The sequence below is a fragment of the Phaeobacter sp. CAU 1743 genome (assembly GCF_039839315.1).
GTDB classification, from domain to species: Bacteria; Pseudomonadota; Alphaproteobacteria; order Rhodobacterales; family Rhodobacteraceae; genus Phycobacter; species Phycobacter gallaeciensis_A.
Map to the genome: position 1 here is coordinate 1 of NZ_JBDOQR010000001.1, position 23,716 is coordinate 23,716.

General features: G+C 60.4%; 25 protein-coding genes and 1 riboswitch. Of the genes, 4 read left to right on the forward strand and 21 right to left on the reverse strand.

Features of this window, described 5'->3' with window-relative positions:
- Nucleotides 1-191 precede the first annotated feature (191 nt).
- The 4 genes from trpB to ihfB form a co-directional block, all read right to left on the reverse strand.
- The gene (gene trpB, locus AAFO90_RS00005; RefSeq protein ID WP_065272338.1) at nucleotides 192-1,451 is read right to left on the reverse strand and encodes a tryptophan synthase subunit beta; all 1,260 of its coding nucleotides are present in this window, start codon (nucleotides 1,449-1,451) and stop codon (nucleotides 192-194) included.
- A 163-nt stretch (nucleotides 1,452-1,614) separates the two neighbouring features.
- Complete coding sequence (locus AAFO90_RS00010; protein WP_347508074.1) at nucleotides 1,615-2,262, reverse strand: phosphoribosylanthranilate isomerase; 648 nt, start codon at nucleotides 2,260-2,262, stop codon at nucleotides 1,615-1,617.
- A 4-nt stretch (nucleotides 2,263-2,266) separates the two neighbouring features.
- A complete protein-coding gene (locus AAFO90_RS00015) occupies nucleotides 2,267-2,617 on the reverse strand; it encodes a lipopolysaccharide assembly protein LapA domain-containing protein (protein WP_274838002.1) in 351 nt (116 codons plus the stop codon).
- Nucleotides 2,618-2,902: an integration host factor subunit beta gene (ihfB, locus tag AAFO90_RS00020; protein ID WP_065272335.1), complete on the reverse strand. Its 285-nt coding sequence runs from the start codon at nucleotides 2,900-2,902 to the stop codon at nucleotides 2,618-2,620. It lies immediately after the preceding gene.
- Nucleotides 2,903-3,025: 123 nt separating this feature from the next.
- Here ihfB and AAFO90_RS00025 point away from each other — a divergent pair, with 123 nt between their 5' ends.
- Nucleotides 3,026-3,391 (forward strand): hypothetical protein, encoded by a 366-nt coding sequence (locus AAFO90_RS00025; RefSeq protein WP_347508075.1) that lies wholly within the window; start codon nucleotides 3,026-3,028, stop codon nucleotides 3,389-3,391.
- 114 nt (nucleotides 3,392-3,505) lie between these two features.
- Here the strand turns inward: AAFO90_RS00025 and rpsA are convergent, their stop codons facing one another.
- From rpsA to miaB, 13 genes are all read right to left on the reverse strand, one after another.
- Nucleotides 3,506-5,185 (reverse strand): 30S ribosomal protein S1, encoded by a 1,680-nt coding sequence (gene rpsA, locus AAFO90_RS00030; RefSeq protein ID WP_065272332.1) that lies wholly within the window; start codon nucleotides 5,183-5,185, stop codon nucleotides 3,506-3,508.
- Between the two features lie 306 nt (nucleotides 5,186-5,491).
- Nucleotides 5,492-6,106 carry a (d)CMP kinase gene (cmk, locus tag AAFO90_RS00035; RefSeq protein ID WP_347508076.1) on the reverse strand — a complete coding sequence of 205 codons (615 nt, stop codon included), beginning with the start codon at nucleotides 6,104-6,106 and terminating at the stop codon, nucleotides 5,492-5,494.
- Nucleotides 6,107-6,111: 5 nt separating this feature from the next.
- Nucleotides 6,112-7,464 carry a 3-phosphoshikimate 1-carboxyvinyltransferase gene (aroA, locus tag AAFO90_RS00040; protein WP_347508077.1) on the reverse strand — a complete coding sequence of 451 codons (1,353 nt, stop codon included), beginning with the start codon at nucleotides 7,462-7,464 and terminating at the stop codon, nucleotides 6,112-6,114.
- Nucleotides 7,465-7,579: 115 nt separating this feature from the next.
- Nucleotides 7,580-8,344 carry a tRNA (guanine(46)-N(7))-methyltransferase TrmB gene (locus tag AAFO90_RS00045; protein WP_347508078.1) on the reverse strand — a complete coding sequence of 255 codons (765 nt, stop codon included), beginning with the start codon at nucleotides 8,342-8,344 and terminating at the stop codon, nucleotides 7,580-7,582.
- A 222-nt stretch (nucleotides 8,345-8,566) separates the two neighbouring features.
- Complete coding sequence (locus AAFO90_RS00050; protein WP_347508079.1) at nucleotides 8,567-9,610, reverse strand: calcium-binding protein; 1,044 nt, start codon at nucleotides 9,608-9,610, stop codon at nucleotides 8,567-8,569.
- A gap of 394 nt (nucleotides 9,611-10,004) precedes the next feature.
- A complete protein-coding gene (gene metK, locus AAFO90_RS00055; RefSeq protein ID WP_347508080.1) occupies nucleotides 10,005-11,186 on the reverse strand; it encodes a methionine adenosyltransferase in 1,182 nt (393 codons plus the stop codon).
- 6 nt (nucleotides 11,187-11,192) lie between these two features.
- Nucleotides 11,193-11,242, reverse strand: a riboswitch (SAM-SAH riboswitch).
- A 63-nt stretch (nucleotides 11,243-11,305) separates the two neighbouring features.
- Complete coding sequence (lnt, locus tag AAFO90_RS00060; protein ID WP_347508185.1) at nucleotides 11,306-12,724, reverse strand: apolipoprotein N-acyltransferase; 1,419 nt, start codon at nucleotides 12,722-12,724, stop codon at nucleotides 11,306-11,308.
- A gap of 86 nt (nucleotides 12,725-12,810) precedes the next feature.
- Nucleotides 12,811-13,710 carry a hemolysin family protein gene (locus tag AAFO90_RS00065; protein WP_347508081.1) on the reverse strand — a complete coding sequence of 300 codons (900 nt, stop codon included), beginning with the start codon at nucleotides 13,708-13,710 and terminating at the stop codon, nucleotides 12,811-12,813.
- A 23-nt stretch (nucleotides 13,711-13,733) separates the two neighbouring features.
- Complete coding sequence (gene ybeY, locus AAFO90_RS00070) at nucleotides 13,734-14,246, reverse strand: rRNA maturation RNase YbeY (protein ID WP_274830556.1); 513 nt, start codon at nucleotides 14,244-14,246, stop codon at nucleotides 13,734-13,736.
- A gap of 60 nt (nucleotides 14,247-14,306) precedes the next feature.
- Nucleotides 14,307-15,320 carry a PhoH family protein gene (locus tag AAFO90_RS00075; RefSeq protein ID WP_065272324.1) on the reverse strand — a complete coding sequence of 338 codons (1,014 nt, stop codon included), beginning with the start codon at nucleotides 15,318-15,320 and terminating at the stop codon, nucleotides 14,307-14,309.
- 190 nt (nucleotides 15,321-15,510) lie between these two features.
- Nucleotides 15,511-15,816, reverse strand: coding sequence for a hypothetical protein (locus AAFO90_RS00080; RefSeq protein WP_065272323.1), 306 nt, complete (start codon nucleotides 15,814-15,816; stop codon nucleotides 15,511-15,513).
- Nucleotides 15,817-15,829: 13 nt separating this feature from the next.
- Nucleotides 15,830-16,408: an OmpA family protein gene (locus AAFO90_RS00085; protein WP_197492315.1), complete on the reverse strand. Its 579-nt coding sequence runs from the start codon at nucleotides 16,406-16,408 to the stop codon at nucleotides 15,830-15,832.
- Between the two features lie 271 nt (nucleotides 16,409-16,679).
- Entirely contained in the window at nucleotides 16,680-18,005 is a 1,326-nt protein-coding gene (gene miaB, locus AAFO90_RS00090; protein WP_347508082.1) for a tRNA (N6-isopentenyl adenosine(37)-C2)-methylthiotransferase MiaB, read from the reverse strand.
- A 128-nt stretch (nucleotides 18,006-18,133) separates the two neighbouring features.
- Here miaB and AAFO90_RS00095 point away from each other — a divergent pair, with 128 nt between their 5' ends.
- Complete coding sequence (locus AAFO90_RS00095) at nucleotides 18,134-19,003, forward strand: hypothetical protein (RefSeq protein WP_347508083.1); 870 nt, start codon at nucleotides 18,134-18,136, stop codon at nucleotides 19,001-19,003.
- A gap of 45 nt (nucleotides 19,004-19,048) precedes the next feature.
- Here the strand turns inward: AAFO90_RS00095 and AAFO90_RS00100 are convergent, their stop codons facing one another.
- Nucleotides 19,049-19,846: a phytanoyl-CoA dioxygenase family protein gene (locus AAFO90_RS00100; RefSeq protein ID WP_347508084.1), complete on the reverse strand. Its 798-nt coding sequence runs from the start codon at nucleotides 19,844-19,846 to the stop codon at nucleotides 19,049-19,051.
- A 95-nt stretch (nucleotides 19,847-19,941) separates the two neighbouring features.
- Between AAFO90_RS00100 and AAFO90_RS00105 the strand changes: the two genes are divergently transcribed.
- A complete protein-coding gene (locus AAFO90_RS00105; protein WP_347508085.1) occupies nucleotides 19,942-20,868 on the forward strand; it encodes a LysR family transcriptional regulator in 927 nt (308 codons plus the stop codon).
- Here AAFO90_RS00105 and irrA read toward each other — a convergent pair.
- On the reverse strand, nucleotides 20,859-21,287 hold the full coding sequence (irrA, locus tag AAFO90_RS00110; protein ID WP_274830553.1) for an iron response transcriptional regulator IrrA: 429 nt from the start codon (nucleotides 21,285-21,287) through the stop codon (nucleotides 20,859-20,861). The two genes, AAFO90_RS00105 and irrA, sit on opposite strands and share 10 nt — an antisense overlap.
- Nucleotides 21,288-21,510: 223 nt before the next feature.
- Here irrA and fabA point away from each other — a divergent pair, with 223 nt between their 5' ends.
- Entirely contained in the window at nucleotides 21,511-22,020 is a 510-nt protein-coding gene (gene fabA, locus AAFO90_RS00115) for a bifunctional 3-hydroxydecanoyl-ACP dehydratase/trans-2-decenoyl-ACP isomerase (RefSeq protein ID WP_065272318.1), read from the forward strand.
- Nucleotides 22,021-22,477: 457 nt separating this feature from the next.
- On the opposite strand, the gene AAFO90_RS00120 is transcribed toward fabA, so the two are convergent.
- Both AAFO90_RS00120 and AAFO90_RS00125 read right to left on the reverse strand, forming a co-directional pair.
- Complete coding sequence (locus AAFO90_RS00120) at nucleotides 22,478-23,350, reverse strand: hypothetical protein (protein ID WP_347508086.1); 873 nt, start codon at nucleotides 23,348-23,350, stop codon at nucleotides 22,478-22,480.
- A 142-nt stretch (nucleotides 23,351-23,492) separates the two neighbouring features.
- On the reverse strand, nucleotides 23,493-23,675 hold the full coding sequence (locus tag AAFO90_RS00125; RefSeq protein ID WP_347508087.1) for a hypothetical protein: 183 nt from the start codon (nucleotides 23,673-23,675) through the stop codon (nucleotides 23,493-23,495).
- Nucleotides 23,676-23,716: the final 41 nt, after the last annotated feature.

The following is a 23,716-nucleotide window of genomic DNA, read 5'->3' on the forward strand; positions in this document are numbered from 1 at the left end:
CAAAACGGGCTCGAATATCGGCAGAAAGCGGGTTGGGCATGATCTGATCCTCCTGAACAGGATGAATCAGAAAAATAGCCCGCTGTGAATCCCCTTTGATTCAATGAAAGCTGGAACCGCTTTAAAACGAAAAAAGAGCCACCAAATGGCAGCTCTTTTCCTGTGTTTGCAGATAGATCAGGAGATCTGGATCAGTCTTCCAGATCGCGCCCCTCTTCGGTGTCGGACATGTCAAAGCCCAGATGGCGCGCCACCGTGAAGATGTCCTTGTCGCCGCGACCGCACATGTTCATCACGATGATATGGTCCTTGGGCAGGGTCGGCGCGATCTTCATCACATGGGCCAGCGCGTGGCTCGGCTCCAGCGCCGGGATGATTCCCTCCATCGCGCAGGACAGCTGGAACGCCTCCAGCGCTTCCTTGTCGGTGATCGACACATATTCGGCGCGACCCGTGTCATGCAGCCAAGCGTGCTCCGGGCCAATGCCGGGATAATCCAGACCCGCAGAGATCGAGAAGCCCTCGAGGATCTGACCATCGTCATCCTGCAAGAGGTAAGTGCGGTTGCCGTGCAGCACGCCCGGGCGACCGCCGGTGAGCGAGGCACAATGCTGCATCTTCTCGTCAACGCCCTTGCCGCCAGCCTCGACGCCGATAATGCCAACGCTCTTGTCGTCCAGGAACGGGTAGAACAGACCCATCGCGTTCGAACCGCCGCCAATGGCTGCAACCAGCGTATCAGGCAGGCGGCCTTCGCCTTCCTGCTCGGCCAGCTGCCAGCGCACTTCCTTGCCGATGACGGACTGGAAATCGCGCACCATCGCCGGATAGGGGTGCGGGCCTGCCACGGTGCCGATGCAGTAGAAGGTATCGCGCACGTTGGTCACCCAGTCGCGCAGCGCATCGTTCATCGCATCCTTCAGCGTGCCCCGGCCCGAAGTCACCGGAATCACCTCGGCGCCCAGCAGACGCATGCGGAACACGTTCGGGGCCTGACGTTTGACGTCATGCGCACCCATGTAGACCACACATTTCAGGCCGAACTTGGCGCAGACGGTCGCCGTGGCAACGCCATGCTGACCGGCACCGGTTTCGGCGATGATCCGGGTCTTGCCCATGCGGCGGGCCAGCAGGATCTGCCCCAGCACGTTGTTCACCTTGTGGGCGCCGGTGTGGTTCAGCTCGTCGCGCTTCATATAGATCTTGGCGCCGCCCAGATGATTGGTCAGGCGCTCCGCGAAATACAGCGGGCTGGGACGGCCCACGTAGTTCTTCCACAGATCGTCCATCTCGGCCCAGAAGGTCGGGTCGTCCTTGGCCCGGTCGTATTCCTCTTCAAGGCTGAGGATCAGCGGCATCAGCGTTTCACTGACGAAACGCCCGCCGAAAATGCCAAAGCGACCCTTTTCGTCGGGCCCGTTCATGAAGCTGTTGAAAAGATCTTCGGCCATGATTGTTCCTCTCTGCGCGGCACTGCTTCTGAGTATAGCGCAGCAGGCGACGGGTAAAGAGACACCAGACAGGAATCGCGCCATCTGCGGTAAAGTCACCGGGATGACCGGCACGAAGCCGGGACGCGGCTCCGGTAGCCGCAAGCCCGTTGCCAACCTGGGCTTAAGCCGTTGCGTGCTCCACAAAGGCGCGGATCAGGTCCGCATCCTTGACGCCGGGGGCGCTTTCAACGCCCGAGGACACATCGACCTGACGGGCACCGGTCATCCGGATTGCCTCGGCGACGTTGTCCGGGGTCAGACCACCGGCCAGCATCCAAGGCTTGCGCCAGTATTTGCGCCCGGCCAGCAGGCGCCAGTCAAAGGCAAGCCCGTTGCCGCCCGGCAAGTCGGCGCCCTTGGGTGGTTTGGCATCGATCAGCAGTTGGTCAGCCACATCGGAGTAAAGATCAATCTGCGCCAGGTCCGCCGCGTCAGCCACCCCGATGGCCTTCATCACAGGCAGGCCGTAGCGCGCCTTGACCTCGGCCACGCGCTGGGGCGTTTCCTTGCCGTGCAGCTGCAACATGTCCAGCGGCACGGCCTCTGTCAGCGCATCCAGCTCCGCATCGCCCGCGTTGACCGTCAGGGCAACCTTGCACAAGCCGACAGGCGCCGCTGCGGCCAGGGTTGCCGCGGTTTCATAAGAGACGTTGCGTGGTGATTTTTCGAAGAAGACAAAGCCCGCGTAGGCCGCGCCCGCACGCGCCACGCAATCGACGTCCTGCGGCGTGCTGAGGCCGCAGACCTTTACCCGGATGTCAGCAGCCATCAGATCAGACCGCGTCGTCCAGCAATGCCAGAACTTCGTCCTTGCCTTCGTGCTTTTGCTTTTTCAGCTTCTGCACTTCGCGGGACAATTTCTTCACCTCGCGGGTCTGGTTTCCGACCTCGCGGCGGTGCTTGTGCTCGCGCAGCCATTCCCAGATGAAGCCAATCACCAGACCGGCCGCAACGCCGCCCAGAACCACGACAAACAGCGGCAGGGCGATGCCCGGGTTCCAGCCCACCAGTTCCGCCAGGGCGGTTGGCATCAGCTTCAGCTCCACGACAGAGCGGTTCGCAAGGCTCACAGAGACCAGAATGATCCCAAGCGAAGCCAGGATGGCATAACGAATATAGCGCATTTAAGCCTTTCCGTTCAGACGGTCCCTCAAGAGCTTTCCAGTCTTGAAGAACGGCACATGTTTTTCCTCAACATGGACCGTTTCGCCGGTACGGGGATTGCGACCAACCCGCGCATCGCGCTTTTTCACCGAAAAAGCGCCAAAGCCGCGCAGCTCGACCCGGTCACCCCGGGCCATCGCATCGGTCACTTCCTCAAATACCGTGTTCACGATCCTTTCGACGTCCCGCTGATACAGGTGCGGGTTTTCGTCTGCAATCTTCTGAATCAGTTCAGAGCGGATCATCCTTTCTGCCCTCCCAAGCCAACGCAATCCTTTGTCGAGTGTTCCCGACTATAGGAAAAAATCGGCGCGCCGGGAACAAAAACAGGCGTCGCCAATCTCCATATCTGAGGAGATTGCACGAAATTGCTTTGTAAAACCAGCCATTTGCTGCCTATAGGGCAGTTTGCCGCCGCCCGGGCCCGGTTTCGCGCCGCCGACGGCCTGCGCCCGGACCTGATTCGCCGCCCGCTCAGACCCGGGGACCTGAGGTGTCAAAATCAACACAATAATTTCATTGTGAGACTAAAATCTCTGATCGACAGGCCCTTGGGTTCCAGTCGCAACAACACGATTTCCAGTGATCCTGCGGTATTAAAACAGTTCAAGGTCTCCACTCCAGCGCTTGGCAGCGATGACGGCGTCGCGCAAAGCACTGTCTTTTCCAGTCATCTGGATTTTAGGCCCCATTCCATCGGCAAGCGTCCATCGATCGCCTCTTTCAGCTTTTAGAGAGACGGCTGCGCCTGTTCCCGAGGCTGTCACCTTTCCATGCCCCAGAACACAGAAAAGCCCCGCAGAACTGCGGGGCTTTCCAGATTGTTAGAACAGAGAAATCTCTGAAGATCAGTCGCCGGTCTTCAGCGCTGCGCCCAGGATGTCGCCCAGCGATGCGCCGGAATCCGAGGAGCCATACTGTTCCACTGCTTCTTTCTCTTCCGCGATCTCGCGTGCCTTGATCGACAGACCCAGACGGCGGGTCTTGCTGTCAACGTTGGTCACGCGGACGTCGATCTTGTCACCAACCGAGAAACGCTCGGGGCGCTGATCGGCACGGTCACGCGACAGGTCGGAGCGGCGGATGAAGGACTTCATGCCTTCGTATTCCACTTCGATGCCGCCGTCTTCGATGGCGGTCACTTCGACGGTCACGATCGAGCCACGCTTCACGCCGCCCACGGCTTCGGCGAACTTGTCGCCGCCCAGGGCTTTGATCGACAGGGAGATACGCTCTTTTTCAACGTCCACTTCGGAGACAACGGCCGAAACCATGTCGCCTTTGCGGTAGTTTTGGATCGCATCTTCGCCACGCTCGTCCCAGCTGAGGTCGGAGAGGTGAACCATGCCGTCGATGTCGCCTTCGAGGCCGATGAACAGACCGAATTCGGTGATGTTCTTGACTTCGCCTTCGACTTCGGTGCCCTCGGGGTGGGTCTCAGCAAAGACTTCCCACGGGTTGCGCATGGTCTGCTTGAGGCCCAGGGAGACGCGACGCTTGGCGCCGTCGATTTCCAGAACCATGACGTCGACTTCCTGCGAGGTCGAAACGATCTTGCCGGGGTGCACGTTCTTCTTGGTCCAGGACATCTCGGAGACGTGGACCAGACCTTCGACACCGGGCTCCAGCTCAACAAATGCACCGTAATCGGTGATGTTGGTGACGCGACCCTTGTGCACCGAACCCAGCGGGAACTTGGCGCCAACCAGATCCCACGGATCTTCCTGCAGCTGCTTCATGCCGAGAGAGATACGGTGGGTCTCTTTGTTGATCTTGATGACCTGAACCTTGACGGTTTCGCCGATCGACAGGATCTCGGAGGGGTGGTTCACACGGCGCCATGCCATGTCAGTGACGTGCAGCAGGCCGTCAACGCCGCCGAGGTCAACAAACGCACCGTATTCGGTGATGTTCTTGACCACGCCGTCAACCGCATCGCCTTCGGACAGTTTGCCGATGACTTCTGCACGCTGTTCGGCACGCGATTCTTCCAGGATGGCGCGACGGGAGACAACGATGTTGCCACGGCGACGGTCCATTTTCAGGATCTGGAAGGGCTGTTTCAGACCCATCAGCGGGCCAGCGTCGCGCACGGGGCGCACGTCAACTTGCGAACCGGGCAGGAAGGCCACGGCGCCGCCGAGGTCGACAGTGAAGCCGCCTTTGACGCGACCGAAGATCGCGCCTTCGACGCGGGCATCGTCTGCGTATGCTTTTTCCAGGCGATCCCATGCTTCTTCGCGGCGCGCCATCTCGCGGGAGATGACAGCTTCGCCACGGGCGTTTTCAGCCGAGCGCAGGAAGACTTCCACTTCATCGCCAACGGCGATTTCGGGAGTTTCACCAGGATTTGCGAATTCTTTCAGATCAACGCGGCCTTCCATTTTGTAGCCGACGTCGATGATGGCCTGGCCCGCTTCGATTGCGATGACCTTGCCTTTAACAACGGACCCCTCATCGGGTGTGTCCATTTCGAAGCTTTCGTTCAGGAGGGCTTCGAATTCCTCCATCGATGTGTTCTGAGCCATGTGGTCTCGGATTTCCTTTACATATCTTATTTAGCTGGCCATGCGGTTGTCTCCGCCGGTCTGAATGGGTTGGTCGGTCTGAGATCACGCATCTGAACCGTCTGGAGCAAACAAACACAAAGGGCCGGAGGTTGCCCCGACCCTGCTCAGACTGTCCGTGGTGCGTTTTCGCATCTCTTTCGACAGGGGCCGTATAAGCAGATTCCCCCTTGCTGGCAAGGGGAAATGGACTCGGCATCCCTGTCAGGACAAGGGACCGGCCCGCCTACAGACGAGGACAACGGCAGCCCACCGCCCTGCTCGGGGTCAGCCTTGCCGGTCCTTGATCGCCGCAATGGCCGCCGCGATGGCGGCTTCGATGCTCAGATCGCTGGTGTCGATCACCACCGCGTCATCAGCGGGCTTCAGCGGCGCCTCGCTGCGATTCATGTCGCGTTCGTCCCGGGCCTTCACATCGGCCAGAACGGTGTCGTAATCGCTGTCCGATCCGTTTTCGCTCAGCTCCAGGAACCGGCGGCGGGCGCGGACCTCGGCGCTGGCGGTGACAAAGAGTTTCACCTCGGCATCGGGGCAGATCACCGTGCCGATGTCGCGCCCGTCCAGCACCGCGCCTCCGGCTCGGCGGGCAAAACTGCGCTGGAAATCCACCAGGGCCTGACGGACCTCGGCGATCACCGCCACCTTGGAGGCCGCCTGGGCCACCTCGGCCGTGCGCAGCCCCTCGGCTTCCAGATCCGCAGCCACAAGGGACTGCGCGGCCTCCAGCGGTTTTTCACCACCCAGCACCCGCGCCCCGACAGCGCGGTACAACAGGCCGGTGTCCAGATGGGCAAAGCCGAAATGTGCGGCGACTGCCTTGGAAATCGTTCCCTTGCCTGCCGCAGCCGGACCGTCGATGGCGATGGTGAAACGGGTGGTCATGTCGCTCAGCCTTGTTCGTGGGTAAACTTGGCGCCAAGCGCCGTCATCAGCGGCTCGAAGATGGGGAAGGAGGTCGCAATCGGGCCGCCATCATCAACGGAGACCGGATTTTGCGCAGCCATGCCCATCACCATGAAGGACATGGCGATCCGGTGATCAAGGAAACTCTCGCAGGTGCCGCCGCCGGGTACGCCTTCGGGGCCAAGGCCCATCACAGCCCACCAATCGTCGCCTTCACGGACGGCAACGCCATTGGCCCGCAGGCCCCGCGCCATGGCGTCGATCCGGTCGCTTTCCTTGACGCGCAGCTCTTTGACGCCCGCCATCATGGTCTCGCCCCGTGCAAAAGAAGCAACGACGGAGAGCACCGGGTATTCATCGATCATCGAAGCCGCACGTTCAGGCGGCACCTCGATCCCCTTCATCGAGGGAGAATAGCGCGCCCGCAGATCGGCAACCGGCTCACCGCCCTCGACCCGCTCGTTTTCATAAGTGAGGTCCGCGCCCATCTCGCGCAGGGTCGTGAACAGCCCCGCGCGGGTCGGGTTGAGGCCAATACCTGGCACCAGCACGTCCGATCCGGGCGTGATCAGCGCCGCGCAGACCGGGAAGGCGGCGGAGGATGGATCGCGCGGCACCGCGATCACCTGCGGTTTCAGCCCGGGCCGACCAGTGAGGGTGATGACGCGACCTTCTTCCGTCTCTTCGGTGGTAATCTCGGCGCCGAACCCTTCGAGCATCCGCTCGGTATGGTCGCGGGTGGCTTCCTTCTCGATCACCACGGTCTGCCCCGGCGCGTTGAGGCCTGCCAGCAGAACAGCCGATTTCACCTGCGCCGAGGGCACCGGCACCACATAGCGCACCGGCACCGGATCCGCCGCCCCGACGATGGTCATCGGCAGCCGCCCGCCAGAGCGGCCCACCGCCTGCGCGCCGAACAGGGCCAGCGGATCGGTAACCCGCGCCATCGGACGTTTGTTGAGGCTGGCATCGCCGGTGAAGGTCACGGAAATCGGCGAGGTCGCCATAGTGCCCATGATCAGCCGCACGCCGGTGCCGGAATTGCCACAGTCGATCACATTGTCCGGCTCGGCAAAACCGCCGACACCGACACCAAAGACCGACCACTTTCCGCCGCCATGGTTGATGACCTCGGCCCCGAACGCCTGCATCGCCTTGGCCGTGTCCAGAACGTCCTCGCCTTCCAAAAGTCCCGAAATCCGGGTTTCGCCCACGGCCATGGCGCCAAGGATCAGGGACCGGTGCGAAATCGACTTGTCGCCCGGCACCTTGGCCACGCCTGCCAGCGGGTCGGCACGGTGAGAGGTCATCGGGGTAGGCGTACCGTGTCCGGACATGAAGGCTTCCTTTGTCAGAGTGTCGCGAATGCTTTTGTTTCCGCTATCGGTAACGAATTGCCGTGATCCGGTCCAGCGCCGATCAGCGCAAGATCACGCCCATATCACCCTGATATCAGCCAAGGCGGCGGAAGGTCAGGTAATGCGGCGTGCGCCCCTCTCGCAGGGCCTTTTGCTCGTATCGGGTGGAAATCCAGTCGTCCCAGGGTTCGCGCCAGTCGGCAGGGCGCTCGGCCAGCCACTCAAAGCCCGCTCTTGGCACTTCTTCCAGGGTCTGGCGGACGTAATCAGGAATATCCGTCGCCACCCGGAAAATCGCGCCGGGTTTCAGGCAGCGGGCCAGCGGCTCAAGATGTTCCTGGGTCACAAAACGGCGGCGGTGATGGCGTTTCTTCGGCCAGGGATCGGGATAGAGCAGGAAGGCGCGCGAAATCGACGCTTCGGGCAGCACATCCATCAGATCGCGCGCATCGCCGGGATGCACTGCGATATTATCCGCATTTGCCTTGCGGATCTTGCCCAGCAGCATGGCCACCCCGTTGATAAAGGGTTCGGCGCCGATGATGCCGACTCCTGGGTTGTTCTGGGCCTGATGTACCAGATGTTCGCCGCCACCAAAGCCGACCTCGAGCCAGACATCGCGACCGCCAAACAGCGCCTGCAGATCCAGCGGATTGCGATCCGGGTTTTCGTCCCAGCCTACGGCCCCGGGCGACAGCGCCCCGAGGTCCTCGTCCAGATAACGTCGCTGGCTGTCCTTCAGGGTCTTGCCGCTGAAACGGCCATAGAAATTGCGCCAGGGCGCGCCGCTGGCGTGTTTGTCGGCCGCATCGGTCCGCGCCGGGTGGCTGGCAGAGCTGGTTTTCTTGTCATCAGACATCGGACGGGCCTTTTCATTGCCGGTGTTTCCACGCCCGAATTTGCGTTTCGCCATTAACAGGCGCAGGCGGGCGAATGCTGGGCGTCCATCTGCCGCAAGCCGCCCTGCGGGTCAAGAGAGCTGTCCCTGCCTGCGCCTTTGCACTCCCGGAGTGCGCGCATCCGAAAATGAGATGGCCAGCGTCGCCTGGACGCTGGCCAACGATACCCGTTTGCAACCAGATCAGATGAACACGTAGTCCGACGGGTCGATCTGGTCGACGGTCACACCTTCAAGAATGATGTAGGAAGTTCCATTCAGTTCAAATGCCGCATCTCCGTTGAAATCAAACAGGGTTAGGGCAGTAGCATCCTGGAAGACGAGGATATCCTCACCATCAGTGAAATCGGTAACGGTATCCACAGTGGCATCTTCGGAGAAGTAGAAGTAATCGACACCCGTACCTCCGGTCAGCACATCGGCCCCCAAGCCGCCCAGCAGATAGTCGGTGCCTTCGCCCCCCGAAAGCACGTCATTGTCGGCTCCACCATAGAGAGTGTCGGCGCCAGCGTCGCCAGACAGTACATCCGCGCCTGAGCCGCCCAAAAGGTGATCGGCGCCGTCGCCACCATACAAGCTGTCGTTCCCCACAGCACCATTAAGCGTATCATTGCCGCCTTGGCCCAGAATGGAGTCACTTCCCGTGCTGCCGGTAATGTAGTCGTCGTTGTCTTGCCCGATGATGTCGCGAATATTGACAAGGGTGACGTCGGTGAAATCGATGGCCCCATCGACAAGGATGTCTACGTCTTTCTCCGTGTCCTGGTTCTCAATTTTCTCGATGCTGTCGAGACTGCTGATCTTGATCTGCCCCCAGCTCGCATATTCGTAAACCTGCTCAACAAGGATTGTGTCTTCGTCGTTCATACCGCCTGGGCCGCCGTAATAACTATCCCAGCCATCGTTCCCCGCGTGCTTGAATGTGTCATTTCCGCCACCGCCATAGAGAACGTCATCCTGAAGACCGCCTGTTATCGTGTCGTTGTCCGAGCCGCCATAGATGGTGTCGTTCCCGAGACCACCATCCAGATCGTTCAGCCCACTACCACCGTCGATAAAGTCGTCTCCATCGTCTCCCATCACGACGTCATTCCCGCTCCCTGCATCAATGTAGTCATCCCCGAGGTCGCCATCGATAGTGTCATTTCCTCCGTAAGAATAGATAACATCCGCGTAGTAAGTGCCGGTGATGGGGTCGCCTACAGCCGTTCCTTCAAAAGTCGCCATTTCCAAGTTCCTGAAATTATTCAATATTGCGCACTTGAGGTGCCAGTCGGAACGTAGGCGTCGAGGCGTTAACAAATGGTAAATAAGGAGAGTTAAATTGACCTGACTCACCATTGGGTTGTTTTCGCTATTCACTCCCTCTGACGACCATCGCCTAGGTACAGGAGCTTGAACCTGCTCATTTCAGCCGTTTCTATGAAAGCCGCCCTTCACGTAGGCTTTCAAGGCGCCCCCCCCCAAGGCGATGGTTCCATGAGGCATTGCCCGGAAGAGGAAACAATCTCTGTCAGTCCCGAACACGCGACTTTCGCCTCCCCCCGCACAACCGCCTGTGAACGCAAAAGGGGCAGACCAGCGGCCCACCCCTCTTTTTGCAATACACTGGCTGACCGGTTCAGACGGACTTTTTCAGCGCCTCGACCAGATCAGTGCGTTCCCAGCTGAAGCCGCCATCGGCATCGGGTTCGCGGCCAAAGTGGCCATAGGCCGCGGTGCGCTGATAGATCGGCTTGTTGAGGCCCAGATGCGAGCGGATGCCGCGCGGGCTGAGATCCATCACCTGACCAATGGCTTTTTCGATCGCCTCAGGCGCGACGTCGCCGGTGCCGTGGGTGTCAGCATAGATCGACAACGGCTGAGACACGCCAATCGCATAAGACAGCTGGATGGTGCATTTGTCGGCCATCCCAGCGGCAACGACGTTCTTGGCCAGGTAGCGCGCAGCATAGGCCGCCGAACGGTCCACCTTGGTCGGGTCCTTGCCGGAGAAGGCGCCGCCGCCATGCGGGGCCGCACCGCCATAGGTGTCGACGATGATCTTGCGGCCGGTGAGGCCAGCATCGCCATCGGGGCCGCCGATCACGAACTTGCCGGTCGGGTTTACGTGCCAGATGGTTTCTGCGGTCAGCCAGCCCTCGGGCAGGGTCTCGCGGATATAGGGTTCCACGATCTGGCGGATATCGTCGGATGTCAGCGACTCGTCCAGATGCTGGGTCGACAGCACCAGCGAGTTGACGCCCACCGGCTTGCCGTTCTCATAGTTGATGGACAGCTGCGATTTGGCATCGGGACCCAGTGCAGGTTCGGTGCCGTTCTTGCGCACTTCGGCAAGGCGGCGCAGAATCGCGTGGCTGAACTGGATCGGCGCGGGCATCAGCGCGTCGGTTTCATTGGTGGCAAAGCCGAACATGATGCCTTGGTCGCCAGCACCTTCGTCCTTGTTCTCGGCCGAATCGACACCCTGCGCGATATGAGCGGACTGTTCATGCAGCAGGTTGGTGATTTCCACGGTCTCGTGGTGGAACTTGTCCTGCTCGTAGCCGATGTCCTTGATGCAGGCGCGGGCGATCTCGTCGATCTTGCCCATGTAATCGTGCAGTTTGTCCTGGTCGGACAGACCCACCTCGCCCCCGATCACAACGCGGTTGGTTGTGGCAAAGGTCTCTGCTGCGACACGCGCTTCTGGCTCTTCCGCCAGAAAGGCGTCCAGAACGGCATCGGAAATTCGGTCACAGACCTTATCCGGGTGGCCCTCGGAAACGGATTCCGAAGTGAAAATATAGTGCTTGCGGGTCATGAAAAGTGCTCCATTTGGTTTCGCCTCGCCACGCCAGGAAGCCGTTGTGGGAGGAACCGAAACTACCTACGTGGGAAGACGGTTGCCGTCAATGCTTTTACCGGCCAGAGATTTAGCAGCTATGAACGGAACTGCGTATTTCCGCCGCGGCCCAGCGCCGCACCTGCAAGCGCCAGCAACAGGATCAGCACCGGCCAATCCCCGGTCCGGCTGTAAAGGGTCGCGGGCAGCGGCGCGGGCAGGATCACATCCACATAGCCAGCCTCACCCAAAGGCAGCGACGGACCAAGACGCCCGTAGGGGTCGATCACACCAGAGATCCCGGTATTGGCCGCCCGCAACATCGGCAGTCCCTGCTCTGCGGCCCGCATCCGCGCCTGCACCAGATGCTGATAAGGCCCCGAACGGGTACCAAACCAGGCATCATTGGTGATCTGCACCAACATGTGCGGGCGATCGGGGGCGGCGTTCACATCTTGCGGGAAGACTGCCTCGTAACAGATCAGCGGCAGTGCATTGCCGATGGGAAGATCCATCAGCCGCGCGCCGGGTCCCGCAGCATATCCCGCACCGGCCTGAGATGCCAAACCATGGAAACCGAACCGCGCCATCAGATCGCCAAAAGGCACGTATTCCCCGAAAGGCACCAGATGTGCCTTGTCATAGATCTGCCCGGCCGAACCATCGGCGCTGATCAGAGCAGCCGAATTGAAATAGGCGCCGCCTTCTTCGCGCTGGATCCCCAGCAAGAGCGGCACGCCCGGCGCCTGCTCAAGGATCGCCTCCAGCGTATCCCCGGCATAGTTCAACAACTGCGGCACCGCGGTTTCCGGCCAGATGATCATATCAGGGCGCGGGCCTTGGGCGTTAAACCCCATGGCGCGGCGCACGAAATCCCACCGCAGATCCGGGTGCCATTTCTGGTGCTGCGGCGCATTGGGCTGCACCAAGCGCACCTTATGATCGGTCAGTTCGACCTCAGGCGGAGACGGCAGCAGCGCCACCAGAGCCACAAGTGCACCACCGGGCAGGACCGCCCGCGCGGGGCTTTGGCGCAGCAACGCCAGCGGCAGAAACGCGGCAAGCGTCAGCACCGCCAGCCCCTGCGGACCAATCCACGGCAGCAGCTGCGCTGCGGGCGTATCAATCCAGAACTGTCCGAAAGCGGCCCAGGGAAACCCCGTCAGAAGATAGGCGCGGGCAAATTCTGCAAGGCTCCAGAAGGCAATCAGAAGGGCGACCCGCGCTGCCCCCCTGCTCCACCGCACGGCCCCGGCAAAGGCAGCGCCCCAGAACAGCGCCAGACCACCGGCCAGAAACACAAGGGCAAAGGGCGCCATCCAGGCGTGTCGCTGCGCATCCACCTGAAAGGGTTCAACGATCCACGACAGGCCAAAAGCGAAATAGCCAAGCCCAAAGCCCCAGCCCAACATGGCGCCAGACCAGGACGTCTGCGCCCGCAGGGCAAAGGCGCCAATCACCGCCAGCGCAATCGGCACGGTCCAGAGCATGTGATTGGGGGCCAGCGCCAGCGACATGAGCGCGCCAAAGCCAAAGGCCAGCACAAGGACCGGCAAATGGGGTGCCAGCCGCCCCAACCTGCTGCGCAGACCGGAAACCTTCGTCATTCCGCGGCGTGGGGCACCAGTACCCGCAGCCGTTTGATCCGACGGGGATCGGCATCCATGATTTCGAACTCAGGCCCGTCCGGGTGCACGATCACCTCACCGCGGGCGGGCACCCGGCCCGACAGCATGAAGACCAGTCCACCCAGCGTGTCGATCTCTTCTTCGTCGACATCGTCGTGATTGGTCAGCGACTGGCCGATCTCGGCCTCAAATTCATCCAGTGGCGTGCGGGCTTGGGCGATATAGCAGCCAGATTTTTCCCGAAACCAGGTCTGATCCTCGCCGGTGTCGTGTTCGTCCTCGATCTCACCGATGACCTGCTCAATGAGGTCTTCGATGGTCACCAGACCATCAACACCGCCATATTCGTCGATCACCAGCGCCATGTGCCGACGTTCGGCCTGCATCTTGGCCAGAAGCACTCCGATGGGCATAGACGGTGGCACGAATAGCAGCGGGCGCAGCATCTCGCGCAGATTGAACGGCTCCGCCCCACAGTTGAACCCATGGGTCAGGGCAAAATCCTTGAGGTGAGCAAAGCCAAGCGGCGTGTCCAGCGTGCCCTCGTAAACCGGGACGCGGGTAAAACCGCTGTCGCGAAAGACCTGCACCAGATCGTCGCTTTCGATTGTCACGGGGACGGCCACGATCTCGGCCGAGGGGATGGCAACGTCTTCGACCCGCATCCGGCGCAGGTTGATCATGCCGTGCGGCTGAACCTCGGAGACAGCGTCTTGCCGCTCTTCCTGTTCCTCCGTCGCGGCAGAGGCCGACAAGGAGCCGAAAATACGCCCCAACAGTCCGGTCTTTTCCGCGTGTTCCGTGGCCTCGATGGCCTCACTCTTCATATGCAGCGCGCCATGCGCTGCGTTAGAACTGCCTTCTATGTCGCCCATTTATCCTATCCAATATGCCCCGTTCAGGGGCTTCCATTTACCGTATATGGGTTATCGATACCCAGTTTGCCAAGTATCTCGACCTCCAGCCCCTCCATTAGTGTGGCGTCGGGGTCGCGAATGTGATCGTAACCCAAAAGATGCAACACTCCGTGAACAAGCAGATGACAGAGGTGATCTGCCAGCGGTTTGCCCGCTTCCTCAGCCTCACGGGCGCAGGTTTCATAGGCAATGGCAATGTCACCCAGCGGGATTTCGCCCGTAAAATCAGCCTCTGGCGGCAGAGGATCCCCGCCCGGCTCCTCAGCAGAGAGTTCCTCGGCTGGCCAGCTGAGCACATTGGTCGGGGTCGGCTTTTCACGGAATTCTGCGTTCAGATCCGCGATGCGCGCATCGTCGCAGGCCAGCAGGGAAATCTCGCACTCCTCGGCCTCCAGATCAAAATGCGCAAGCGCAGCGCCGATGGACCGCTCCGCCAGCGCCTCAAGCGCAACCGCATCCCAGCGGCTGTCTTCGGTGGAAATCTCTAATGTCATCTGTCGCTTTCACATATCCGCTGGGGTCCGACATCACGGACCCGGCGCAGGGCGCCGGGATCAGATTGCCGGAACATCCGCGTCATAGGCTTCGATGATCGCCGCCACCAGTGGGTGACGCACCACATCGCGGGCGGTGAAATAGTTGAAGCTGATCTTGGGAATGCTGCTCAGCAACCGCTCCGCATCCGCCAAGCCAGACGGCACGCCGCGCGGCAGGTCGACCTGGCTGCGGTCGCCAGTGATCACCATGCGCGAACCTTCGCCAAGGCGGGTCAGGAACATCTTCATCTGCATGGTGGTGGCGTTCTGCGCCTCGTCCAGCACCACAAAGGCATTCGAAAGCGTGCGCCCCCGCATAAATGCCAGCGGCGCGATCTCGATCGTCTTCTCTTCCTTCAGCTTGGCCAGTTGCTTGCCGGGCAGGAAGTCATTCAGCGCGTCATAAAGCGGCTGCATATAGGGATCGACCTTTTCCTCCTGGGTGCCAGGCAAGAAGCCGAGCCGTTCGCCCGCCTCAACAGCAGGACGGCAAAGGATAATCTTGTCCACCTGTCCAGTGATGAACATGCTGACCCCGACCGCGACAGCCAGATAGGTCTTGCCGGTGCCGGCCGGGCCGATGCCGAATGCCAGCTCGTGTTCATATAAGGCCTGCACATAGGCCTTCTGCGCGTCGGTGCGCGGCTCCACCAGCTTCTTGCGGGTCTTGATTTCGACCTTGCCGCCACTGAACATTTCCAACTGGCCGCCCGGATCGGTCTGATCCGACGGCCCCATGCGCAATTCGCGGTCCACATCGGCACTTTCGACGCTGCGGCCTGTTTCCAGCCGATCATAGAGCGCAGTCAGAACCGCTGCGGCCTGTTCGCGGCTTGCTTCCTCGCCCATCACCGACAGAAGATTGCCGCGGCGCAAGATCTGCACGCCCAGCTTCTGTTCGATATCGGCGATATTGCGGTCGTATTCCCCACAGAGGTCGATCAGCAGGCGATTGTCAGGAAATTCCAGCAGCACTTCATGTGCGGTGTCGGGATGGGGGTGGGACGACGACGGCGGGGCGCTGGTGACCAATCTCTATTCCTCTGGCTTGCAGTTTCCTTCAATGTGCCTCTGCCGCGCGCCCGGTGCAAGCGCAGCCCGACAAAATTCACACGGTTGAAACAAAAATGGGCTGACACAATACGGACGGGGTCAGAACGGCAAAAGAAAACAGCCGCCCAGAGACGGGCGGCTGCGGTGTTCTTAAAATCGTTTGATGCGCTTACAGCGGGTCGCCATAGGTGGAACCGGACTTGAACGGGCCGGTTGCGACATTGCGCGGCAATTCGCTGTTGCAGACGGGCTTGCCATCCGGCGTACGGCGCAGGTCGGCATAGCCTTCGACACCGTCGTCGATGATCCAGTGTTCACAGCCCTGCGGATCGACCCAGATACCGGCAGTCAGCTGCGAAAGATCGCCACTTTTGCCGTCAAAAATGTTCTGGTCGCGGGTCTTGTCGGTGACATCGGTACACGCAGCAACCGAAAGCGCAAGGCACAGAGCAGCGGCCCCTTTGAGAATGGTCATGCTGTAATCCCCCTTAGCGCACACAATAGATTTCGACGCGACGGTTCTGCGCCATATTGGCCGCGCTGGTATTGGGAACGCGCGGATCACGTTCGCCGTAGGCGCGGATATCACCAACCCGCGCACCGGCAGATCGCGCGACCTGAGCCACCGCATTGGCCCGGCGTTGCGACAGGCCGATATTGTATTCATCCGAGGCGCGGCTGTCGGTGTGACCAGCGATCACAAAATACCGTGTGCTCGGTTTTGTCTTCTGGAAGAATTCCGTCAGGCGCTTGCGGCCTGCCGCGTTGATGAAATGCTTGTCCGTGGCAAAGAACTGATCCGTCGGCATCATGCCACACAGCAGACCGGGGCGACACACAGGTTTGCCGTCCGGTGTGACATGCGGTGTCATGTAACCTTCGGCGCCATCGTCCATCACCCAATGTTCACAGCCATCCGGATCAACCCAGATGGTCGGCACATAGCGTTCCCCGACAACAGTGCGTGTCTGCGTATCCTGCGCCTGAACAGACGCCCCTGCCAGACTGAATGCGACCGTGGCAGCGGCCAGCAAAGCGCCTGCTTTTCTCAACTTGAAATTCAGCACAACCAGATATCCTTCACCTAAGTCCCCCCGGGAGCATGCCACCACGAGCGTTAAGCCTCACGGTAACAGCATCAATCCATGTATAAACAATAAACTACACAACTTTTCAGCCTATTGCCCCTTGGCGGAGCCTATTTTTTCCCAAAACTATGCGGATTCCCCCAACACTCAAACAAATTTCTTAAAATTGTCCACAAAATGGATGCAATAAAGACTCACCCCGCGCCAAAGGAGCGAGGTGATCAAAGGCTGCAAAGGCCCGAGGAAATGGTCAGCCGATCAGTTCACCGGCCAGCGAATTTGCCCCCGAGGACACGATGCGCACCCGCGCCAGATCGCCGATGGCGCGGTCGCAATCGGCCACATGCACCGCGTGCAGATAGTCGGATTTGCCCACCATCTGCCCGGGCAGACGGCCCGCCTTTTCGAACAACACGCCAACTTCGCGCCCGACCATGCTGTCCTGCACCTCGCGCTGCTGGCGGGTCAGCAGGGCCTGCAGCCGCTGCAGGCGTTCATCCGCCACCGCAGCTTCTACCTGCGCGCGCTCGGCCGCCGGGGTGCCCGGACGGGTCGAGTATTTGAAGGAATAGGCGGTACCGTATTTCACTTCCTCGATCAGGTCGAGCGTGGCCTGGAAGTCCTCTTCGGTCTCTTCCGGGAAGCCAACGATGAAATCGCCCGAGATCAGGATATCCGGCCGCGCGGCGCGGATCCGCTCGATCAGGCGGATATAGCTTTCGGCGGTATGGCTGCGGTTCATCCGTTTCAGGATCCGGTCCGATCCGGCCTGCACGGGCAGGTGCAGATAGGGCATCAGCTTTTTGCAGGTGCCATGCGCCTCGATCAGGTCGTCCATCATGTCGTTGGGGTGCGAGGTGGTAAAGCGGATCCGCTCCAGCCCGTCGATCTTGTCCAGCTCCCAGATCAGCTGCGCCAGGGTCCAGTCGGCGCCATTCGGCCCCTCGCCGTGATAGGCGTTGACGTTCTGACCCAGCAGCGTGATCTCGCGCACGTCGCGCTCCACCAGTTCCTGCGCCTCACCGATGATGCGGGACACCGGGCGGGACACCTCGGCGCCACGGGTATAGGGCACCACGCAGAAGGCACAGAACTTGTCGCAGCCTTCCTGCACCGTCAGGAATGCCGTCGGGCCACGCTTGGCCTTGGGGCGGTTCTTGAGCTTTTCGAATTTGTCTTCTTCGGGGAAATCGGTGTCGAGCACCTTCTCCCCCGCGCGCGCCTTGCTCTCCATTTCCGGCAGGCGGTGATAGCTTTGCGGGCCGACCACCAGATCGACCAGCGGCTGGCGGCGCATGATCTCTTCGCCCTCGGCCTGCGCAACGCAGCCCGCAACGCCGATCTTCAGATCCGGTTTTTCCGCCTTCAGCCCCTTGAACCGGCCCAGCTCGGAATAGACCTTCTCGGCGGCCTTTTCCCTGATATGGCAGGTGTTCAGCAGGATCATGTCGGCATCATCCGCCGATTTCGTCTCGACATAGCCCTGCCCGCCCAGCGCCTCGGCCATGCGTTCGCTGTCATAGACATTCATCTGACAGCCGTAGGTCTTGATAAACAGCTTCTTGGGGGCGCTCATGGGTTCGTTGCCTTCCAGCCGGACATAGGGATCAGCGGCCTGCCATACTGGGAAATGACGCCGCTTGCAATGCAGGCGCACTTACCCGATTTTGGGAGCAAATGCCAGAAAGGCAGGAGCAGACCGCCGTGATGTATTCTTCCCTCGACGATTTTCTTGAGCAGCAGTCGACGCTGCTGATCAAGGGGCCCGTCGCGCTGATCTTTTTCGAAGATGACGTGGAAATCGGCACCACCCTGCGCCACCACCTGCAAAGCGGCTTTGCCGAGGTGATCGCCCTGATCCCCGATGCCTTTGACCTGCCGGGGGATGTGAAAAACCGGGTGCACCGGGTGCCGTTTGACTGCAGCGTGCCCGAAACCGTCTTTGCCGCAATCAACAAGGTGATCCGCACCGCAAGCCCCGGATGCTGGCTCTACTACTGCTACAACGCGGAATACCTGTTCTTCCCGTTTTGCGAAACGCGGACTGTCGCGGAAATGCTGACCTTTCACACAGAGGAAAAGCGCGCGGCGATGCTGACCTATGTGATCGACCTCTATGCAGGTGATCTTGAGGCTCATCCCAACGCCGTGTCGCTGGCCAATGCCTATCTGGATAAATCGGGATACTACGCTCAGTCCCGTTACATTGGTGCCAAAAGCAGCCCCGAGGAACGGCAGCTCGACTTTTTCGGCGGTGTGCGCTGGCGCCACGAGGAACACATCCCGCAGGCCAGCCGCAAGATCGACCGGATCTCTCTGTTCCGGGCCAGACCCGACCTGGAGTTACAGCCGAACCACACTTTCAATATCGACGAATACAACACCTATTCCTGCCCCTGGCATCACAACCTGACGGCAGCCATCTGTTCCTTCCGCACCGCCAAGGCGCTGAAACGCAATCCCGGCTCTTCGTTCGATATCCACAGCTTCCGCTGGCACAATTCCACCCCGTTCGAATGGCATTCGCGCCAGTTGCTGGATCTGGGGTTGATGGAGCCGGGGCAGTGGTTCTGAGGCCGGTTTCCCCGGCGCCCCCTGCCCCGCCTTAATAGCAGCCGCTTACCGCTGCAACAGCACCGGGAACCAATCCTCGCGCAGGCGCTGGCCCGGCTGCATGTCATGACCCGGAAACGGCGGTGAGGTCGGGCCGGGGCGTTCGACATAACGTGCATCGTCACCCACCAGCCGCAGGGAAAAGGCACGGCGGCGCTGATCTGCGGTATTACCGCGCGCACCATGCAGCGTGCGATAGTTGAAGGCCACGGCGTCGCCGGGCTCCATCTCCCACTCCATGACCCGCATGCCTTCGGCATCGGGATCGGGCACCGGCATGTACTGGCCCTCGTCGGCAAAGAACCCCTCTTCCGAGACCCAGCGGGTGGGCAGCACTTCCTTTTCCCATGCATGCGATCCGGCAACGCAGCGCAGCGATGCCTCCCGCACGGGATCAAGCGGCGACCAGAAACTGATCGTCTGCTGGCCCTCGACGAAGTAATAGGGACCATCCTGGTGCCAGGGCGTCGCCATCGAGGTGCCCGGCTCCTTGACCAGCACGTGATCGTGGAACATCTGCACCCGGTCAGAGCGGATCAGATCGGCGGCAACCTCGGCCACTGGCGAGGCCTTGATCGCTTCGTCAAACTCGGAAATCCGCGTCCAGTTGCAGTAGTCGTCAAAGAAACGCCCGGTCTGGCCCTTCTTTTCGTTGTTGGACGCATAGGGGCCCGGCTCTGCCATATTGGCCTCTACCCCCTTTCGCAGCAGATCGACCTGATCCTTGAACAGGCCCTTGATCATCACCACCCCGTCGCGCTGGTAGGTTTCGACCTGCTCTTCGGTGATCAGCGGATGCACCATCTTTCGTCTCCCTTATTGGACGTCTTGCTGCTGGCAAAGTTGATCTGGCTAGAACATAATTTCAAATAATATCTTTCTAATATACCCTTCGAAACATGTTATACCTCACTCTGCGCCACTATGAATATGTCACCGCCATCGCCCGCCACGGCAGCCTGTCTGGCGCGGCGTCGGCGCTGCATGTCAGCCAGCCCGCCCTGTCCGCCGCGCTGGCCCGGATTGAGGCACATCTGGGCCGGGTATTGTTCCTGCGCAGAAAAGGCGCGGCGCTGGCACTGACGCCGCAAGGGCGCGAGTTTGTCACCGCGGCCGAGGCGCTGTTGTCGGAGGCCGCGCGGCTGGAACACGCGGGCACCGGTGCTGCACCGCAGGGACGGCTGGTGCTCGGATGTTTCCGTGATCTTGCGCCTTTTCTGCTGCCGCGCGCCCTGCGGGTGCTGCGCCAGACCCTACCGGGGGTGGAGTTGGACTTGTTGGAGAGCGATTTCGAGGATCTGATCGCAGCGCAACTGTCCGGCGCCTGTGATCTGGCGCTGACCTGGGATCTGGGGCTTGATTCCAGCTTTACCCGGCAGGAGCTTTATCGCGTCACGCCACAGGCGCTGATGCCGCCGGATCATGCGCTGGCCGCCCGGGCTGAGGTCAGCCTCAGCGACCTTGCTACCGAGCCGCTGATCCTGTCGCGCGAGGGCTTGTCGATTGCCCATATGATGCGGCTGTTTCGCGGCGCAGGGCTGGTGCCCGCCATCGCCCATCGCGCCGCCTCGCTGGAACTTTTGCGCAGCCTGGCCGCCAGCGGCGAAGGCATCGGGCTGGCCTACAGCCTGCCGCAATCGGATCACAGCTATGAAGGACTGCCACTGATCGCCCGCCCGCTGGCCGCGCCGCAGGCGGTGGAGCCAGTCGTGCTGACCTGCCACGCGGACCCGGCGCCGAACTCGCTCACCGCGCGGGCGATGGCTGCGCTGACGCAGGCTTTCAAAAAGGACGCTACGGAGAGAGAATCAGAAGATCAGCCGTGATCGGCCTTCTTGCGCAAACGGACCACTACATCGACCGATGCGATTTCCATGCCTTCGGGCGCCTCGGGCAGGCGCTGGATCACCAGCTGATCCGAGGGCGCATCGCTGACGCGGCCTTCCTGCTCCCAGTAGTAATGCGGGTGGTCATGGGTGTTGGTGTCGAAATAGCTTTTCGACCCGTCCACCGTGATCTCCTGCAGCACGCCCGCCTCGCAAAACGCGCGCAGCGTGTTGTAGACTGTGGCCAGCGACACGGCCGCGCCCTTGTCCTTGGCGGCTTCGAACAGGCTTTCGGCGGTGACATGGCGATGCTTGCCATCCCCGACCAGCAGTTCAGCCAGCGCCACCCGTTGCCGGGTCGGGCGCAGACCGGCCTGTCCCAGCCAGTTGGTTGCCAGATCTTCGCTGTTTGGCGTCATGTGCAGATCCTGCCTCGCGTTGCTGACCGTATATATAGGGGCAACGGGGGGGGATTTTCAAATGGATTCCCCTGCGGCGTCTTGCACCGCGCCCCGCGCAAAGCCCCCGCAGCACATGGGCAGCACATGGACCGGACAGATGCAGAACCCTTGCAGGACCCGCAGGGCCGATGCTACAGGAGGCCAGATTGAAAACAGACACCTCAGCAGGAGCACCGCCAGCATGGCCGACTACCCGAGCAGCTTTGACAAAGAAGATTTGCTGAAATGCGCCCGAGGCGAGCTGTTCGGCCCGGGCAATGCCCAGCTGCCCGCGCCGCCGATGCTGATGATGGACCGCATCACCGAAGTGAGCGCCGACGGCGGCAGCCACGGCAAGGGCCACATCCTTGCGGAATTCGACATCACCCCGGACCTGTGGTTCTTCGAATGCCACTTCCCCGGCAACCCGATCATGCCCGGTTGTCTGGGTCTGGACGGGTTGTGGCAGCTCACCGGCTTTAACCTCGGCTGGCGCGGCTGGAAGGGCCGGGGCATGGCCGTGGGCGTCGGCGAAGTGAAGCTAACCGGCATGGTCCGCCCCGACCGCAAGATGCTGACCTACAAGGTGGATTTCAAAAAGGCGATGCAGACCCGCCGCCTGACCATGGGCGTTGCCGACGGCACGGTGGAGGCCGATGGCGAAGAGATCTATCAGGTCAAGGACATGCGGGTGGTTCTGAGCGAAGGCTGAGGCCCGCGACGGCTGCCCCCAGTCACCATCAGGTTAGAAGATCAAGAGGCCCCGCGGGGCCTCTTTTTTGGTCGGGAGATATTTCAGGTATCAGCCCAAAACTCGACATTGCATGGGGTACGACATCCACTACACTGCGGCTACGGCTTCATTATCTGATTTTCGCGAGACCGAGCGTTCAGATGTGCAGCATCGACTGCGCCAATTCCACATTTGGTGCTGCGGTTAGCGCCGCGAACAAAGTGGTGTCCTTTGATCTGATGCACGGGGCGAAGAGAAATGTTCTTTTCGTTCATTGCCCATACGCCCCAGGCGTTCGCGGAGCGCCTATTCACCGCAACCGACACCCAGGCTGAGCCATCTGAAAGCTCCGCGGGGATGTCGATTGCTCCACCTGCGCCAATCAGCAAGACTCTGCTTCCGGCTGGTTGAATGTCCAGTGGCAGGTCAGCACGTGTCAGCTATGGCCGTAGTAGGCTTCGGGGTCCACAAGCCCCCCATCTTCCGTCGCGATATAGAACACGCCATCTTTCACTTCGCCGAGCTTGCCATATTTTTTATGCGTGACCTCGAAATCATTCAATGTGACGCGACCGTCCTCATCAAAGCTTGTCGAGGTTTCTACTGTGATACCAAAGTCGCGGGTCAATTCCGACGCAATCACGTTATACCACATGCCCGTGACTTTCAGGTCGTGAGCCTGTTTTTTTTCAGCTCGGGCCAATTGCTCAGGAGAAAGCTCAGCCCAAGCCGTTTCGGCGTCCTTAAGCTTGGCGTGTGACCAAATAAAACCGGTATCAGTTTCAGCCCCAATGACACTATCATCAACTGGATAAGTAACCGTGTTTCTTGCCCAGTTCGCATCTTTGGCAGCGGTGATCATATCACCCAGCCGCGTCGCAGCGGCATCAATTGCGTCTTCGCGAGTCTTGTAAGCGCCCATGCCCGGTTGCTGAGCCTTCGCCATGGAATGGGCCGTGTAGAGCCCCAAAGACAGACGGTTCTTGTATCCGTTCTCCGCCTGGAACGCATCGGACTCTGCCTGTCTTGCATAGGCATCGGCGAACATTTTGGCGCGCTGTGCAGGGTCTGTATACTGCATCCCGTAGGTGCCGCCTTCCTTCGGAATTCCGTTTTTTGCGTCTGCCGACACGCCGGACTCGCCTGCAATGGCAGCACGTGCAATCCTGCTGAGGGCGATTTTCACGGCCTGATCGGAGCCTGATGGCGCGGCCAGTGAGTTTTTTGATGCCTCAATACTGTCTTGGCGTGTCCCTGCGGTATCAAAAAGGGAGAGCGTATTCGCGTTCAGGGATTGATTAATAAGCATAGTGACCTCTGAATGTCGCAAAGTATTGAGCCATTCTGGCATCGGGAGGTTTAAAAAAGCATCCAGATTTAAACACGTATAGGTAGATTGTTGCTGCAATTTTAGAGAGTGTAATGCCGCTTAAAACGGCGGTGCAATGGTTCTACACAAACTCAAAATCTGCGTTGGACAGAGTGGCTAGATCAGCGCCTGCAAGCAAGATGCTGGTGCCATCTACCGTGAACTCAACACCCTCTAAAGTTTGCGTGATCGCAAGATCGTTTATGTCGATTGCGGTGGTTCCAAACAGCCGAATAAAGCCTTCTCCATCGGTGAAGTCCGTCACGACGTTGGTGCCATGTATTTTGGAGAAACGAAGTGTCTAAC